A 15,471-nucleotide genomic window follows, 5' to 3' on the forward strand; every position below is an offset into this window, starting at 1 on the left:
TTTTTCCGCCTCTTTGGCGCCAATCCATGAAGATCAATCGGACAAAAGACGATTCAATCGAAGATTCATCGGAGAAGATCGATCTTGCCATCCTGCGGGAGCTGCGGGAGGACTCGCGCAAGACCCTGCAGGAGATCGGCGCCGCGGTCGGGCTCTCGGCCACCAGTTGCTGGACCCGCATCAAGAAGCTCGAATCGCAGGGCGTGATCAAGCGCTACACGGTCGACCTCGACCCGGCCAAGCTCGGCTACAACGACTTCGTGATCGTGCAGCTCACGCTCGAGAGCCACACCGACGAGACGCTCTACGAATTCGGCCGCGTGCTGGCGACCATTCCCGAGATCCAGGAGGCCTACCTGGTGTCGGGCGACTACGACTACTACATCCGCATCGCGGTGCGCGACACGCGCGACTACGAGCGCCTCTTGCGCGAGAAGCTCTACAAGATCCCCGGCATCCGCCACAGCAAGTCGAGCTTCGTGCTGCGGGTGCTGAAGGAAGCCAGCGTGCCGCTGGGGCATTGAGTCAGGCGGGCCGCAGGCTGTCCAGGTAAGCGTGGAGCGCGCCGCGCGCTTGGCGCGAGATCGCCGGCATGTCCGGCGCGCTGCGCACGCCGATGTGCGCTTGCGCCATCAGGCCGTAGATCAAGGTCAGGCAGACCCGTGCCGCCTCCGCCCTCGGGCCGGGCGGCAGGGCGTCGCTCGCGGCCGCGAGCGCGTGGCCCCACTCGTCGACGAAGCGGTCGTACATCTTGCGGTAGGCGTCGGGTCCGGAGAGCTGCCGTTCGAGCAGGTAGTGGGCGCCCCATTCGAGCGGGTGCTCGCGGTGCGCCTCGATCTGCGATTCGATCGCCGAGTCAACCACCTCGCGCATCGGCCGGCCCGCGTGGCGTTCGGCCACCTCGCGCAGCGCCATCAGCAGCGCCTTGGAACGCAGATGCAGGCAGACCCGCGCGAGGTCTTCCTTGCTCGCGAAGTATTCATAGAAGCTGCCGAGTCCGGTGCCGGCCACCAGGACGATCTCGCGAATCGTGATGCCTGCGTAGCCACGCTCGACCAAAAGCCGAACAAAGGCGTCCTGCAGGGCTTGAGAAGTGTGAAGTGCGCGCGACTGTCGCGGCTTTCTCCTCGGGGGAGAAGTCGGTGAGCGTTTGATCCTGGCCTCCTTGCACCGGAACCCGAACACCCGAAGCGTCGGTTGTTCCTAGAATTTTTAGAGCTGACAACCTGCATTCTGCAGCGCTGCAAGTCAGCGCCGAAACCCGGCGCGGAACCCACAAGAACGAGAGACACGCAACGCATGACAACCTTCCTCCGGGCGGCCTCGGCCGCGCTCGCGCTGGCCGCCGCCACGGCTTCGGCCCAACCCGCCTCGACCCTGAAGATCGCCTCGCTGGACGCCATGTCCGGCCCGATGGCCGGCCTCGGCCTCAACGTGCTCAAGAGCTTCCAGTACTCGGTGAAGATGGCCAACGACGAAGGCTGGGCCGGCCCGACGAAGTTCGAGATCGTGGCCTTCGACAACAAGCTGTCGGCGCAGGAGGCGCTGAGCCTGCTCAACTCGATCGTGGCGCAGGACATCCGCTACGTGGTGCAGGGCGCGAGTTCTTCGGCGGTCGGCGTGGCGCTGCTGGGCGCGATCGAGAAGCACAACAGCCGCAATCCGGGCAAGGAGATCGTCTACCTCAACTACGCCGCGCAGGCCCCGGCGATGACCAACGCGCAGTGCAGCTTCTGGCACTTCCGCACCGATGCGAACTCCGACATGAAGATCGAGGCGATGACCACCCACATCGCCAAGCAGCCCGGCATCAGGAAGGTCTTCCTGCTGAACCCGAACTACGCCTATGGCCAGGAGGTCTCGAAGGCGGCGCGCGAACTGCTCGCGAAGAAGCGGCCCGACATCGAGATCGTCGGCGACGACTTCCACCCGCTGGGCCAGGTCAAGGACTACTCGCCCTACATGGCGAAGATCAAGCGCGCCGGCGCCGACACCGTGATCACGGCCGACTTCGGTGCCGACCTGTCGCTGATCGTGCGGGCCGCGCGCGACTCGGGCCTGGGCGTCGACTTCTACACGCTGAACGCCAACAACTTCGGCGTGCCGGGCGCCATGGGCGCGGCGGGCGAAGGCCGGGTCAAGCTGGTCTCGGCCTTCAGCCCGAACGACCCGCGGCTGGCGTCCAGGCCGCTGCTCGGCGGCTTCAAGCGCCAGGTCGGCGAGGACTTCATCAACGGCCTGGGCCACAACGCGATCCTGATGCTGGCGCAGGCGATCCGCGAGACGAAGTCGACCGACCCCGCCACCGTGGCCGCGAAGATGGAAGGCATGCGCTTCGAGGGCCTCAACGGCCCGGTCGAGATGCGCAAGTCCGACCACCAGGCCCAGCAGCCAATCTACGTGCTGAGCTGGGAGAAAGTCGACGGCAAGACCGTGGTGCACGACCAGGAGAACACCGGCCTGGGCTGGAAGCCCGTGGCGATGGTCGACGCCAAGGCGGCCGAGCTGGCCACCAGCTGCCAGATGAAGCGCCCGGCGGGCGGCTGAGCCCGCGCCCCTTCACCCCCGAAAGACACACCATGACAGGCATCCATCCCGACAACCAGGTCCCCGAACTCAAGGACTACAACCTCTACGCCAGTGACCCGGCGCTGCGCCGCGCGGTGGCGCGTGGCGGCGCCGGCTGGCGCGACGACGATCTGCTGCGCCAGGGCGCGGAGTACGGCTGCGAAGCGACGATCCGCGCCGCCGAGGATGCCAACCGCCACGAGCCCGAATTGCACACCCACTCGCGCACCGGCGAGCGCATCGACCTCGTCAAGTTCCATCCTGCCTGGCACACGATGATGGGCATCGCGCGCCGCAACGGCATCGCCAACCTGCCCTTCGTCGACCAGCGCCCCTCGGCCTGGACCGCCTACGGCGCCTCGCTCTACATGCACAGCCAGATCGAGTCGGGCTCGACCTGCCCGACCACCATGACCAAGGCCTGCATCCCGGTGATGCGGCTCAATCCGGCGCTGTTCGCAAGCGCACAGCCCAAACTGAACGCGACGGTGCACGATCCGCGCGACCTGCCCTTCGCGCAGAAGGACTCCATGACTGTCGGCATGGGCATGACCGAGAAGCAGGGCGGCAGCGACGTGCGCACCAACACCTCGCGCGCGGTGCCGGCGGGCCGCGGCGCCTTGGGCGAGGAGTTCCTCATCACCGGCCACAAGTGGTTCTTCTCGGCGCCGATGTGCGACGGCCACCTGGTGCTCGCCAAGACCGAGGAGCGCGGCTCGTCCTGCTTCTTCGTGCCGCGCTGGCGGCCCGACGGCAGCAAGAACCCGATCCAGATCCAGCGCCTCAAGGACAAGGTGGGCAACCGCTCCAACTCGAGCAGCGAGGTCGAGTTCAAGGAGGCCTGGGGCGTGCTGGTCGGCGACGAGGGCCGCGGCATCCCGACCATCATCGAGATGGCGACCTACACCCGCCTGGACTGCGCGCTCGCCAGCGCCGGGTTCATCCGCCAGGCGCTGGCGCAGGCGCTGCACTACACGCGCAACCGCCACGCCTTCGGCAAGGCGCTGATCGAGCAGCCCGTGATGACCGAGCTGCTCGCCGACATGGCGCTCGAGTCCGAGGCCGCCACCTTGCTGGCGATGGACCTGGCCTCGCACTTCGGCTCGACCGATCCCTTCGACGTCGCCTGGCGCCGGCTCGTGACGCCGGCCGCCAAGTTCTGGAACTGCAAGCGCGCGGTGGCGCTGACCGGCGAGGCGATGGAGGTCTTCGGCGGCAACGGCTATGTGGAAGACGGCCCGATGGGCCGCCTGTTCCGCGAAGCGCCGGTCAACTCGATCTGGGAAGGCTCGGGCAACGTGATGAGCCTGGACGTGCTGCGCGCGGTCTCGCGCAATCCGGACGATGCGCACCTCGTGCTCGACCATCTGCAGCAAGTGGCGTCGCAGGACAGCCGCCTGCGGGCCCAGGCCCAGGCGCTGCGCGAAGCGGTCGCGCTGCCGCCGGCCGAACTCGAGCGCCAGGCCCGCCGCTTCACGCAGCGGCTGGTGCTCACGGCCCAGGCCTGCCTGATGCTGCAGCACGCGAGCGCCGAGGCTTCGGCCGCCTTCATCGGCAGCCGCTTCGACCCCGACTGGGGGCCGGTGACCGGCATCACCTCGGGCACCAGCGACCCGGCCGCGCTGCTGCGCGCCGCCTGGCAGTGAGGCGACACGCAAGATGACGGATTTCGTTTCGATCCTCGACCAGCACGCCCGGGTGCAGCCGGGCAAGGAGTTCCTGCGGGCCGCGGGCCGCTCGTACAGCTACGCCGAGTTCGCCGAGCTGAGCCGCCGCGCCGCCACCGTGCTGCGCGGCCAGGGCATCGTCGCCGGCGACCGCGTGGCGCTGCTGTGCTTCAACACGCCGGGCTTCGTGCTCGCGCTGTTCGGCGCCTGGCGGCTCGGGGCCGCGGTGGTGCCGGTCAACCACAAGCTGCAGGCGCCCGAGGTCGACTACGTGCTGCGCCATTCGGGCAGCAAGCTGTGCGTGGTCGACGGCGCGCTGGCAGCGCTCGCGCAGAAGGTCGAGCATGCACCGGCGTGGCTCTCGACCGACAGCGCCGGCGCCGGCATGGCCAGCTTCGACGAACTGCTCGCGCAGGCCGCGCCCCTGGAGCGCGGCACGCCGCCGGCCACCGACGCGCTGGCCGAGATCCTCTACACCTCGGGCACCACGGGCAAGCCCAAGGGCTGCCTGCACACCCATGCCAACGTGTTCCTCGCGGCGGTGTGCGCGGCCGCCAGCACCTCGATCACGCGCCACGAGCGCACCCTGATCGCGATGCCGGCCTGGCATTCGTCGCCGCTCAACAACTGGCTGCTCGGCACCCTGCTGATGGGCGGCAGCGTGGTGCTGCTGCGCGAGTACGCGCCCAAGGCCTTCCTCGACACGCTGGCGCAGGAGCGCATCAGCTTCACCTTCGGCGCGCCGATCGCCTTCCTGGCACCGCTGCAGGTGGTGCCCGACCTGCAGTCCTACGATTTCAGCGCGATGCGGATGTGGGCCTACGGCGGCGGGCCGCTGGGCGCCGACATGGCACGCAAGCTGGCCGACAGCTACCGCAGCGACCGCTTCGTCCAGGTCTACGGCATGACCGAATCGGGCCCGCTGGGCACGGTGCTCTATCCCGAAGAGGCGATCGCCAAGGCCGGCTCGATCGGACGCGCCGGCGTGCCGGGGGTCGCGGTCGAACTGCGCCGCGCCGACGGCAAGCGCTGCTCGGCCGGCGAAGTGGGCGAGATCCACCTGCGCTCGCCGGCGATCATGAAGGGCTACCTCGACAACCCCGAGGCCTCGGCCGTCGCCTTCGACGACGAGGGCTGGTACCGCAGCGGCGACCTGGCGCGGATCGACGAGGACGGCTTCCTCTTCATCGTCGACCGGCTGCGCGACATGATCGTCACCGGCGGCGAGAACGTCTACTCGAAGGAAGTCGAAGACGTGCTGGCGATGCATCCCGACGTGCAGGACGTGGCCGTCATCGGCCGGCCGCACCCCGAATGGGGCGAGACCGTGACCGCGGTGATGGTGGCACGCCCGGCCCGGGTGCTCGACGGCGACGCGCTGCGCAAGTACCTCGAACCGCAGCTGGCGCGCTACAAGATCCCGCGCGCCTGGGAAGTGCGCGAGGCGCTGCCGCGCACCGCGACCGGCAAGCTGCTCAAGCACCAGCTGCGGTAAGAATACGGCGATGACCCATCCCCCGATCGAATCCGAACGCCCTGCCGCCGTCTTCACCCGCGCGGGCGAGGCCTGGCTGCCCAGCGCGCTGTCGCGCGGCCCCTGGGACCCTCGCGCGCAGCACGGCGGCGCTCCCAGCGCCCTGCTCGCGCACGTGGCCGAAAGCGCCATCGACGAACCCGGCTGGCAGCTGGCGCGCCTGACCGTCGAGCTGGTCAAGCCGGTGCCGGTCGCACCGCTCGCCACCCGATTCAGCATGCAGTCCGCGCGCTCGACCACGCGCCTCACCATCGAGCTGCTGGCCGGCGACACGCTGGTGGCGCGCGGCCATGCGCTGATGCTGCGCGGCCAGGCGCTGGCCCTGCCCGACGGCCTGCCGCTTGCGTCGCCTGCGCGCCTGCTGCCGGCGCCGCAGGATTGCAGCCAGCCGCTGCGCATCCCGGGGCTGCCCGAGGGCATCTCGTTCTACGCCACCGCGGTCGACACCCTGGCGGCCCAGGGCGACGTCTCCCGGCCCGGCCCGGGCGCCGCATGGTTCCGGCTGGCGGTGCCGCTGGTGCACGGTGTGCCCAATTCGCCCGCGATGCGCGCCGCCGCCGCGGCCGATTTCGGCAACGGGCTCAGCTGGGTGCTGCCGCCCGACCGCTTCCTGTTCTCCAATGCCGACCTGAACCTGCACCTGCACCGCCCGCCGGCGGGCGAATGGATCGGCCTGTCGTCGGAAACCCAGGTCGACGCCAGCGGCGCCGGCCTGACGCTGTCGCGGCTCTATGACGAGCGGGGTCCGATCGGCACGGCGGTCCAGACGCTGGTGGTGCGCGAACGGAACTAGGGCGGACTGAAACCCCTCTTTCGCAATCCCGAAGCACGGGCGGCGCCGCCCGTGGCATCCTGCGCAGGCGATTCCGCAGGCAAGTTTCTGGAGAGATCCGATGGTCGAAGGCAAAGTGGTTCTGGTCACCGGCGCAGGGGGCGGCATCGGCCGCGACATCGCGCTGGCCATGGCGCGGCACGGCGCCCGCGTGGTGGTCAACGACATCGGCGCCGCGGTCGACGGCGCCGGCCACAGCGCCGGTCCGGCGCAGCAGGTGGTCGACGAGATCCACGCGATCGGCGGCGAGGCGGTGCCCAACACCGACAGCGTGGCCGATGCCGCCAGCGCGGCGCGCATGGTGCAATGCGCGGTCGACAACTTCGGCCGCATCGACGCGGTGGTCAACAACGCCGGCATCCTGCGCGACCGCTTCTTCCACAAGATGTCGGTCGACGAGTGGGATTCGGTGATCAAGGTCCACCTGTACGGCACCTACTTCGTGAGCCGCGCCGCCGCGACCTTCTTCAAGGAGCAGAACTCGGGCGCGATGGTGCACATGACCTCGACCTCGGGCCTGATCGGCAACTTCGGCCAGGCCAACTACTCGGCCGCCAAGCTCGGCATCGCGGCGCTGTCGAAGTCGATCGCGCTCGACATGCTGAAGTTCAACGTGCGTTCCAACTGCATCGCGCCCTTCGCCTGGAGCCGCATGATCGGCGCCATCCCGACCGACACCGACGAGCAGAAGGCGCGCGTGGCCAAGATCCAGCAGATGACGCCGTCGAAGATCGCCCCGCTGGCGGTCTACCTGGCGAGCGATGCCGCGCACGAGGTCAACGGCCAGATCTTCTCGGTGCGCAACAACGAGATTTCGCTGATCAGCCAGCCGCGGCCGGTGCGCTCGGTGCATCGCTCCGAAGGCTGGACGCCGCAGACCATCGCCGAGCATGCGATGCCGGCGATGCGGGCCAGCTTCTATCCGCTCGACCGCTCCGCCGACGTCTTCAGCTGGGACCCGGTGTAGAGCCTCCCGGACTGGAACCGTCAACGACCGCATCCCCCGGCCGGCGCAGCCAGGCCCATCGGTGGAACACCGCGGAACCGGCTTCGCCGGGCCGCCGGTGTTGCCCCCGGCAGGGGGTGGGCGCCCCGACACGAAGTGCGGGGCAACCTGGGGGCGAGCAACAATCTTGCGGGACAATCCGCCCGTGAACCTGCACTTCGACCTTTTCGATCTCAAGCTTTTCGCCTTCGTCGCCGAGGCCCGCAGCCTGACGCGCGGCGCCGACAAGGCCTGCATCTCGCTCGCGGCGGCCTCGACCCGCATCAAGCAGATGGAGGAGGCCATCGGCGGCAAGCTGCTGCACCGCACCGCCCAGGGCGTGAACCTCACGGCTGCCGGCGAGGCCCTGCTCTATCACGCCAAGCGCGTGATGCAGCAGATGGAGCACCTGCGCATCGACATGCAGGATTTCGGCAAGGGCATCAAGGGCCACGTGCGGGTGTTCGCAAACACCACGTCGATCACCGAGTACCTGCCCGAGAAGCTGGCCGGCTTCCTGACCCAGCATCCGGCGGTGCAGGTCGACCTGCGCGAATTCCTCAGCGAGGAGATCGTGCGCTCGGTGGCCGACGGCGGCGCCGACATCGGCATCCTCGCGGGCGACGCCCACACCGGCGACTTCGACGCCCGCCCCTTCGGCCGCAACCATCTGGTGCTGGTGGTGCCCACGGCCCACCGCTTCGCCGATGCCAGCGCGATGGCCTTCGTCGACACGCTCGAGGAGCAGCATGTCGGCCTGCACCATGCCAGCGCGATCCACCGTTTCCTGCTGCGCAAGGCCGAGCTCGCGGGCCGCGGCTACGCACCCCGCATCCAGGTCGGCAGCTTCGAGGCCATCTGCCTGATGATCGAGGCCGGCGTCGGCGTCGGCGTGCTGCCGGCCTCGTCGGCGCGGCGCCTGTCGCGCGCGCTGCGCATCACGACCGTGCCGCTGACCGACGCCTGGGCCGAGCGCGAGCTCAAGATCATCGCGCGCAGCCGCGAGCAGCTGCCGGCGTCCGCACGCGAACTCTTCGACTACCTGGCCCAGCCCTCGAAGCCGGACTGAGCCCGATGTCGGCCGACCTGAAATCGCTGCGCCTGTTCGTGGCCGTGGCCGACCACGGCAGCATCAGCGAGGGCGCCAAGCGCTGCCACATCGCGCTGGCCGCCGCCAGCAAGCGCATCTCCGACCTCGAGGCGCGGGCCAAGCTGCCGTTGCTGGTGCGCCATGCGCGCGGCGTCACGCTCACTTCGGCCGGCCACGGCCTGCTGCTGCATGCCCGCGCCGTGCTGTCGGCCATGGACCGGCTCGGCGCCGAGCTCGACGACTTCCAGAACGGCGTGGCCGGCGTGGTCAGCATCACGGCCAATGCATCGGCCATCGCCCAGTTCCTGCCGGCGCAGATCGGCTCCTTCCTGCGGCTGCATCCGGTGCTCAAGATCGACCTCCAGGAGCGCGCCAGCACCGAGGTGGTCAAGGCCGTGGTCGGCGGCCTGGCCGACATCGGCGTGATCGAGGGCCACACGCCGGCCGACGGGCTCGAATGCCTGGCCTACCGCAGCGACGAGCTCGCCGTCGTGGTGGCGCGCGACCATCCGCTGGCACGCCGCAAGCGGGTCGGCGTCGAGGAGGTGCTGCGGCACGACCATATCGTGGTTCGCGAAGGCACGGCACTGCACCGCGTGCTGCTCGCCGCGGCGCTCGAGGCCCAGGTGCCGCTCAAGGTGCGCATGCAGGTCGGCAGCTTCGACATGGTCTGCCGCATGGTCGAGCAGGGCATCGGCATCGGCGTGCTGCCCTTCGCCGCCATCCTGCCGCAACTGCAGATCCTGCGGCTGCGCTGCCTGCGCCTCGACGCGCCCTGGGCCATGCGCCGCCACCTGCTGTGCGTGCGGCGCGAGCAGGACCTGACCGCGGCGGCGCGTTCGGTGCTGGAGCATCTGCGGATGCCCGATCCGGCCTGACCGGCCCCTTTCGAAGGAGAGACCCATGACGAAGACGCAAGTGCTGGTGATCGGATTGGAGCCCACGCTGGTCGACTTCAGCGCGATGCCAGACATGAACGCCGCCAAGGTCCGTGCAGGCCTCGAGGCGGACCAGGCGAAGCTCGCCGCTCTGGGGTACGAGGCCGAGCTGTGCCTGACCGACCTCGGCGAGACGGCTGCCGATGTGGTGGCCCGGAAGCTGTCCGAAAAAGCCTTCGATTGCGTGGTCATCGGTGCCGGCATCCGGACCCTCCCGGCCTACTTTCTTCTCTTCGAGCAGCTGATCAACGTGGTGCACCGGGCTGCCCCCGGCGCCCGCATCTGCTTCAACACCCGGCCGAGCGACACCGCCGAGGCGGTCCAGCGCTGGTCGTAGCAGCCCGAGCCTTCGCGTCCCGCGAAGCCTCGCGCCCGCCACAAACGAATTGTTCTCCCGCTCGTGCGCGTCAAGAATCGCGCAACCCCAAGCGAAGGAGACATTCTTGAAGATCATCCGCGTCAGCGCCACGCCGCTGAACATCCCGGTCACCATCGACGTGCTGGGCCTGGCCAAGCAGACCTCGCTGTCGCTCTGCCTGACCGAGATCGAGACCGACACCGGCCTGGTGGGCCACGGCATGACCGCCATCACCGAAGAAGAGATCATCGCCGCCGCGGTGCGAGAGGTGGCCGGCCCGGCGCTGATCGGCGAAGACCCGATGGCCACCGAGCGCCTCTGGGAAAAGCTCTACTGGCTGCTCTCGCCGCGCGGCCAGACCGGCTACGCGAGCCACGCGATCGCCGCGCTCGACATCGCGCTGTGGGACCTCAAGGCCAAGGCACTGGGCCAGCCGCTGTGGCGCCTGCTGGGCGGCGCGCGCTCGCGGGTCCCGGTCTATGCCACCTTCGGCTTCGGCTTCTTCGAGCGCGACCAGCTCGCCGAAGCGGCCAAGCTCTGGGTGTCGCAGGGCTTCCAGCGGCTCAAGATGACGGTCGGCGGCCATGCGCTGGCGCGCCGCGACGAGCCCCGTCCGATCGACGAGGTGATCGACGAGGACGTGCGCCGCGTGGCCGCGGTGCGCGAGGCCGTCGGGCCCGACGTCAAGCTCTATGTCGACGCCAACTGCGGCCTCGACCTGTTCCACGCGACCCAGCTGGCGCGCCGCATCGAGCCCTACGGCATCAGCTTCTTCGAGGAGCCGCTGACGCAGAACGACGTGCGGCAGATGGCGCAGCTGCGCAGCCGCACCACGATCCCTCTGGCCTGCGGGCAGAACGAAGGCCTGGCCTTCCGCTTCCGCGACCTGCTGGTCAACCAGGCGGCCGACGTGCTGCAGCCCAACGTGACGATCTCGGGCGGCTACTCGCAGTGCCTGAAGATCGCCGGCATGGCCCAGGCCTTCAACGTGCCGATCGACAATGGCGGCGCCTGGCCCTTCCACAACATGCACCTGCATGCGGGGGTCGCCAACGGCGGCATGGTCGAATACCACTACGTCGCGGTCGAGATGCTGAAGAAGATCTTCGACGGCCTGCCGGTGCCCGACCAGGGCTGGCTCACGCTGCCCGAGACGCCGGGACTCGGCTTCGCGCCCAACGCGGAGCGGGTGCGGGAGTTGGCGAAACTGCCGACCTCCCACGGCAAGGGCAAGGCCTGAGGCAGGCCACGAACAAGGACAACGGAGACACGATGAACAAGAGACAGCAAGCGACTCGATCCCCACGCCGGCGGGCCCTGCGCCTGGCGACCCTGGCAACGCTGGGAACACTGGGCATGGCCCTCGGCATGGCGGGCAGCGCCTGGGCCCAGAAGTACCCCGACCGGCCGATCCGCCTGGTGGTGGGCTATTCCGCCGGCGGCGGCGTCGACGCCGCGGCACGCATCCTGAGCGCCCGCCTGCCGGCGGTGCTGGGCCAGCAGGTGGTGGTCGAGAACCGCGCCGGCGCCACCGGCATGATCGCGGCCGACCTGGTCGCCAAGGCGGCGCCCGACGGCTACACGCTGATGATGGGCGACAGCGGCATGCTGATCACCAAGCTGCTGCAGCCGAAGATCGCGATCGACCCCCTGACCAGCTTCAAGCCGGTGGCCGGCGCCTTCGTCTCGCCGCTGATGATCGTCACCGGCAACGACTTCCCGGCCCGCACGCCGGCCGAACTGGTGACCGAACTCAAGACCCATCCGGGCCGCTATTCCTTCGCCACCTCGGGCGTCGGCACGGTGCAGCACCTGGGCTTCGAGATGCTCAAGCAGACCACCGGCAGCTTCGTGGTCCACGTGCCCTACCGCGGAGCCGCGCAGATCGTGCCCGACGTGGTCGGCGGGCAGGTTCCCATCGGCGTCGTCAGCGCCACGGCGGGCATGGCGCAGGCCAAGGCCGGCAAGCTGCGCGCGGTGGCCCTCATGAACAAGGCGAAGCTCGACGGCGCCGACGGCGTGGCGCCGCTGGCCGATGCGCTGCCGGGCTTCGACGTCGCGCCGCGGCTCTTCCTGCTGGCGCCGGCGGGCACGCCCGACGACATCGTCGACAAGATCTCGGCGGCCGTGAAGACGGTGCTCGACACCCCCGAGGCGGCCACCGCGGCGGCCGCCCAAGGCACCTTGCGCGCCTACGCGCCGCCCGCGCAGCTGCGCAAGGACCTGGCCGACGAGACGGCACGCTGGAAACGCATCATCACCGACCAGCGCATCGTGGCCGAAGGGAGCTGACGATGACGCAAGCGCACCTGGGCCTGATCGTTCCCCCGGCCGCCGGCGCAGTGCCGATCGATGGCCCGCTGCTGTACGGCGAGCGCATCCGCTTCAGCGCCCGCGGGCTCGGCCTCGGCGAGATCTCCACCCGCGGCTACACCGAGGTGATCGACTCGGTGGTCGAGAAGGCGCTCGAACTCAAGGCCGAAGGCGTGGCCGCGGTCTCGCTGATGGGCACCTCGCTGAGCTTCTTTCGCGGCGCCGCGTTCAACCGCGAGCTGCAGCAGGAGATGGCCCGCGCCACCGGGCTGCCCTGCAGCACGATGAGCAACGCCATCGTCGGCGGCCTGCGCAGCCTCGGCGTGCGGCGGGTCGCGGTGGCCACCGCCTACATCGACGAAGTCAACGTGCATCTGCGCCGCTATCTCGAGGACAGCGACTTCGAGCCGCTGGCGCTGCAGGGGCTGTCGATCTCCGACGTGGAGGCGGTCGGCGAAGTGCCGACCGCCGTGCTGGTCGACCTCTGCGCGACCGTCTTCGAAGCGAGTCCGGGCGCGGACGGCATCCTGATCTCGTGCGGCGGCCTGGTGACGCTCGACGCGGTGCGCGAGGTCGAGGCCCGCTACGGCGTGCCGGTGGTGTCGAGTTCGCCCGCGGGCTTCTGGGACCTGGTGCGAAGCGCCGGGCTCGACGCGCGCTCGCCGGGCCACGGGCGCCTGTTCGCCTGAACGCGCAGGCGGCTCAGCCGCGGTCGGCCGCGGCGAGCAGCGCCTGCGCCTTGAGCACCACGGGGCGGTCGACCATCTTGCCGTCGACCGCGACCGGCGCGCCGCGGCTGGCCGCATCGGCTTCGATCACGCGCCGTGCCCATTCGAGCTGTGCCGGCGTCGGCGAGAAACCGCGGTTGACGGTCTCGACCTGCTTCGGATGGATGCAGAGCTTGCCGCCGAAACCCAGACGCCGCGCCTGCCTCGCATCGGCCTCGACACTGGCCGGATCGTCGATCGAGGTGCTGACGCCGTCGATCGGCGGCTGCAGTCCGGCCAGGCGCGACGCCAGCACGATCCGCGAGCGGAACAGCAGCAGCTCGACGCCCTCGCCTTCGATGCCCAGGTCGGCCTGGAAGTCGATCGACCCGAAGACGAGCCGCTGGACCCGGGGCGACGCCGCGATCGCGCCAATCTGGTCGATGCCGCGCGCGGTCTCGATCAGCGGCCACAGAACGGACGAAGGCAGCGCCGCGGCGATGGCCCGCAGCACGGCCGCGTCTTCGGCCTTGGGCAGCATCAGGGCGGCGACGGCGGCCTGCGCGCACATCTCGATGTCGGCGGCGTGCCACGGGGTGTCGGCGGCGTTGATGCGCACGCCGACGACCGGACCGCCGCCATCGACATCGCGCGCCGCGAGCCAGTGGGCGACCTGCATGCGCGCTTCGTCCTTGCGGTCGAGCGGCACCGCGTCCTCGAGATCGAGCACGACCGCGTCGGCGCCGCTCTGGCAGGCCTTGTCGAAGCGCGCGGGTTGATGGCCTGGTACGAAGAGCAGGCTTCGGGCGGGTTGCGTCATGTCGGGTCTCCAGTGATGCGTGCCGAGGGCACCAGGTTGTCCGGGGCGTGTGACGAGGGCGCCGGGTGGCCCCCTCCGCTCATGTCCCCCGCCTTCGGCTCCTCCTTTACTTCGCTGCGGGGGCCACCCGGCGCCCTCGTCACGCGTAGCGTCGTGTCGTGCTGGCCGAGGATCAGCCACCGACTTGACGGCTCACGCCGATGGTGTGCTCTGCGCAGCGAAATAAAGGAGGAGGCCGCAGGCCGGGGGACATTCGCGGAGCAGAGCACACCGTCGGCGTGAGCCCGCCCCCACCTAGGCCAAGAGGCGTCCGACGCGCGCCGCCGCCGCCAGCGACCAGATGCCATCGCACAGGGTCTGCGCCTCCTGCGGCGTGGCAGCATCGCCATACGCGGCGAGCCGCTTCATCTTGTCCTCGATCTCGGCCCGGCTCAGCGTGTTGCCGGGGTCTCCCTTGGGCTCGTCGACCCGGCCCGAGAAGGTGCGGCCGTCGGTGGTCGTGACGCTGACCTTGCCGATCCAGCGCGCCGGGTAGGCAGTGTCGACCTCGCGGTCGAGCTCCATCATGACCTTGTCGCGGAAGGCAGCCACCTCGGGCGCCAGGAAGTCCCTGTCGAATTCGGTCAGGCCGGCTCGGCCATGGACCGCGATCAGCCCGAGGACCGTGCCCATCGAGAACTTGCCCTGGTGCACGGTGGTCGGCACGACCACGCGGCCCAGCACGTCGATCGCGCCCTGATGCACATGGGTCACGACGCGCGCGATGTCGCCCTGCTGCAGCTGCTCTCGCCTCATGACCTGCAGCAGCGCATCGGCGGCCGGGTGCGTGTGGCGGCAGGAGGCGTGGTACTTGAACGAAGTCTCGGCCAGCGTCCAGCGCGTGCCCAGCCCATCGACGAGGCGCGCGGGATCGGCATCGGTCGACATGCCCACGCCCAGGCCCTGCGCGCCTTCGAGCACATGCTGCGCGCCCGTGAAGCCGTCCTTCGCGAGGTAGGCCGACATCAACCCGCTCGCGGCCGCATGCGCGCAGTGAAGCTGCTTCGAATCGGCAGCATCGCGCAGGAACTCCCAGACGCCGGCCGACTGCGTGCCGGCCGAGCCGAAGGCGTGCAGCATCTGGGCCGGCGTGAGTTCGAGCAGCCGGCCCACGGCCGCCGCAGCCGCCAGCGTGCCGGCCGTGGCCGTGGTGTGGAAGGTGCGGTAGTGCGAGCGGCCGAGGAACTCGCCGACCCGGATGCCGACTTCGTAGCCGGCCACCACCGCCGTAAGCAACTGCGCGCCGCTCGCGCCGAGCGCCTGCGCGGTCGCCAGCGCCGGCGCGAACACCACGGCCGCCGGGTGGAACACCGAGCCGTTGTGGACATCGTCCTGCTCGACGTAGTGCGAGGCCGCGGCATTCACCAGCGCCGCGAAGACCGGCGAGGTGGTGCGGCGCGAGATCAGCAGCTCGCTCGGACCCTCGGCCGGGCCCATCAGCTCGGCGAAGCGCTGGATGGCCTGCACCGGACGCGCCGACCGGGCGGCGAGCACCGAGCCCAGCCAGTCGAGCATCAGGTCTTCGGCGCGGCGCAGCACGTGATCGGGAATGCGCTCGAACGACAGTTCGGCGGCGAAGGTGGCGAGCGCCTGGCTCGGGTGGTCGTTGGTGCTCATGGC

General features: G+C 69.9%; 15 protein-coding genes. 12 read left to right on the forward strand and 3 right to left on the reverse strand.

The annotated features are described in order from the left end of the window. Window positions 1-26: 26 nt before the first annotated feature. The gene (locus QTI45_RS12485; RefSeq protein WP_286654586.1) at window positions 27-524 is read left to right on the forward strand and encodes an Lrp/AsnC family transcriptional regulator; all 498 of its coding nucleotides are present in this window, start codon (window positions 27-29) and stop codon (window positions 522-524) included. 1 nt (window position 525) lies between these two features. Here QTI45_RS12485 and QTI45_RS12490 read toward each other — a convergent pair whose 3' ends face one another. After that, window positions 526-1,185 carry a TetR/AcrR family transcriptional regulator gene (locus QTI45_RS12490; RefSeq protein ID WP_353621299.1) on the reverse strand — a complete coding sequence of 220 codons (660 nt, stop codon included), beginning with the start codon at window positions 1,183-1,185 and terminating at the stop codon, window positions 526-528. Window positions 1,186-1,299: 114 nt separating this feature from the next. Here QTI45_RS12490 and QTI45_RS12495 point away from each other — a divergent pair, with 114 nt between their 5' ends. From QTI45_RS12495 to QTI45_RS12545, 11 genes are all read left to right on the forward strand, one after another. Beyond that, a complete protein-coding gene (locus QTI45_RS12495) occupies window positions 1,300-2,547 on the forward strand; it encodes a branched-chain amino acid ABC transporter substrate-binding protein (RefSeq protein WP_286654587.1) in 1,248 nt (415 codons plus the stop codon). 32 nt (window positions 2,548-2,579) lie between these two features. Beyond that, window positions 2,580-4,214, forward strand: a complete 1,635-nt coding sequence (locus QTI45_RS12500) for an acyl-CoA dehydrogenase family protein (protein WP_286654588.1) — start codon at window positions 2,580-2,582, stop codon at window positions 4,212-4,214. Window positions 4,215-4,227: 13 nt separating this feature from the next. After that, window positions 4,228-5,730: a class I adenylate-forming enzyme family protein gene (locus QTI45_RS12505; protein WP_286654589.1), complete on the forward strand. Its 1,503-nt coding sequence runs from the start codon at window positions 4,228-4,230 to the stop codon at window positions 5,728-5,730. Window positions 5,731-5,740: 10 nt separating this feature from the next. Beyond that, window positions 5,741-6,562 (forward strand): thioesterase family protein, encoded by an 822-nt coding sequence (locus QTI45_RS12510; RefSeq protein ID WP_286526430.1) that lies wholly within the window; start codon window positions 5,741-5,743, stop codon window positions 6,560-6,562. A gap of 100 nt (window positions 6,563-6,662) precedes the next feature. Continuing rightward, window positions 6,663-7,568, forward strand: coding sequence for an SDR family NAD(P)-dependent oxidoreductase (locus tag QTI45_RS12515; protein ID WP_286368570.1), 906 nt, complete (start codon window positions 6,663-6,665; stop codon window positions 7,566-7,568). Window positions 7,569-7,752: 184 nt separating this feature from the next. Continuing rightward, entirely contained in the window at window positions 7,753-8,655 is a 903-nt protein-coding gene (locus tag QTI45_RS12520; protein WP_286526432.1) for a LysR family transcriptional regulator, read from the forward strand. A gap of 5 nt (window positions 8,656-8,660) precedes the next feature. Continuing rightward, window positions 8,661-9,554, forward strand: a complete 894-nt coding sequence (locus QTI45_RS12525; protein ID WP_286526433.1) for a LysR family transcriptional regulator — start codon at window positions 8,661-8,663, stop codon at window positions 9,552-9,554. Between the two features lie 25 nt (window positions 9,555-9,579). Continuing rightward, a complete protein-coding gene (locus QTI45_RS12530) occupies window positions 9,580-9,951 on the forward strand; it encodes a hypothetical protein (RefSeq protein ID WP_286654590.1) in 372 nt (123 codons plus the stop codon). Between the two features lie 106 nt (window positions 9,952-10,057). Next, a complete protein-coding gene (locus QTI45_RS12535) occupies window positions 10,058-11,212 on the forward strand; it encodes a mandelate racemase/muconate lactonizing enzyme family protein (RefSeq protein ID WP_286535450.1) in 1,155 nt (384 codons plus the stop codon). 32 nt (window positions 11,213-11,244) lie between these two features. Beyond that, window positions 11,245-12,264, forward strand: a complete 1,020-nt coding sequence (locus QTI45_RS12540) for a Bug family tripartite tricarboxylate transporter substrate binding protein (protein ID WP_286654591.1) — start codon at window positions 11,245-11,247, stop codon at window positions 12,262-12,264. Between the two features lie 2 nt (window positions 12,265-12,266). Further along, window positions 12,267-12,974, forward strand: a complete 708-nt coding sequence (locus QTI45_RS12545; RefSeq protein WP_286654592.1) for an arylmalonate decarboxylase — start codon at window positions 12,267-12,269, stop codon at window positions 12,972-12,974. 13 nt (window positions 12,975-12,987) lie between these two features. Here QTI45_RS12545 and QTI45_RS12550 read toward each other — a convergent pair whose 3' ends face one another. Together QTI45_RS12550 and QTI45_RS12555 are read right to left on the reverse strand one after the other, a co-directional pair. Further along, window positions 12,988-13,812, reverse strand: a complete 825-nt coding sequence (locus tag QTI45_RS12550; protein WP_286654593.1) for an HpcH/HpaI aldolase/citrate lyase family protein — start codon at window positions 13,810-13,812, stop codon at window positions 12,988-12,990. Window positions 13,813-14,106: 294 nt separating this feature from the next. Beyond that, entirely contained in the window at window positions 14,107-15,468 is a 1,362-nt protein-coding gene (locus tag QTI45_RS12555) for an MmgE/PrpD family protein (RefSeq protein ID WP_286654594.1), read from the reverse strand. Window positions 15,469-15,471: the final 3 nt, after the last annotated feature.

The organism is Variovorax saccharolyticus (assembly GCF_030316765.1).
GTDB classification, from domain to species: domain Bacteria; phylum Pseudomonadota; class Gammaproteobacteria; order Burkholderiales; family Burkholderiaceae_C; genus Variovorax; species Variovorax saccharolyticus.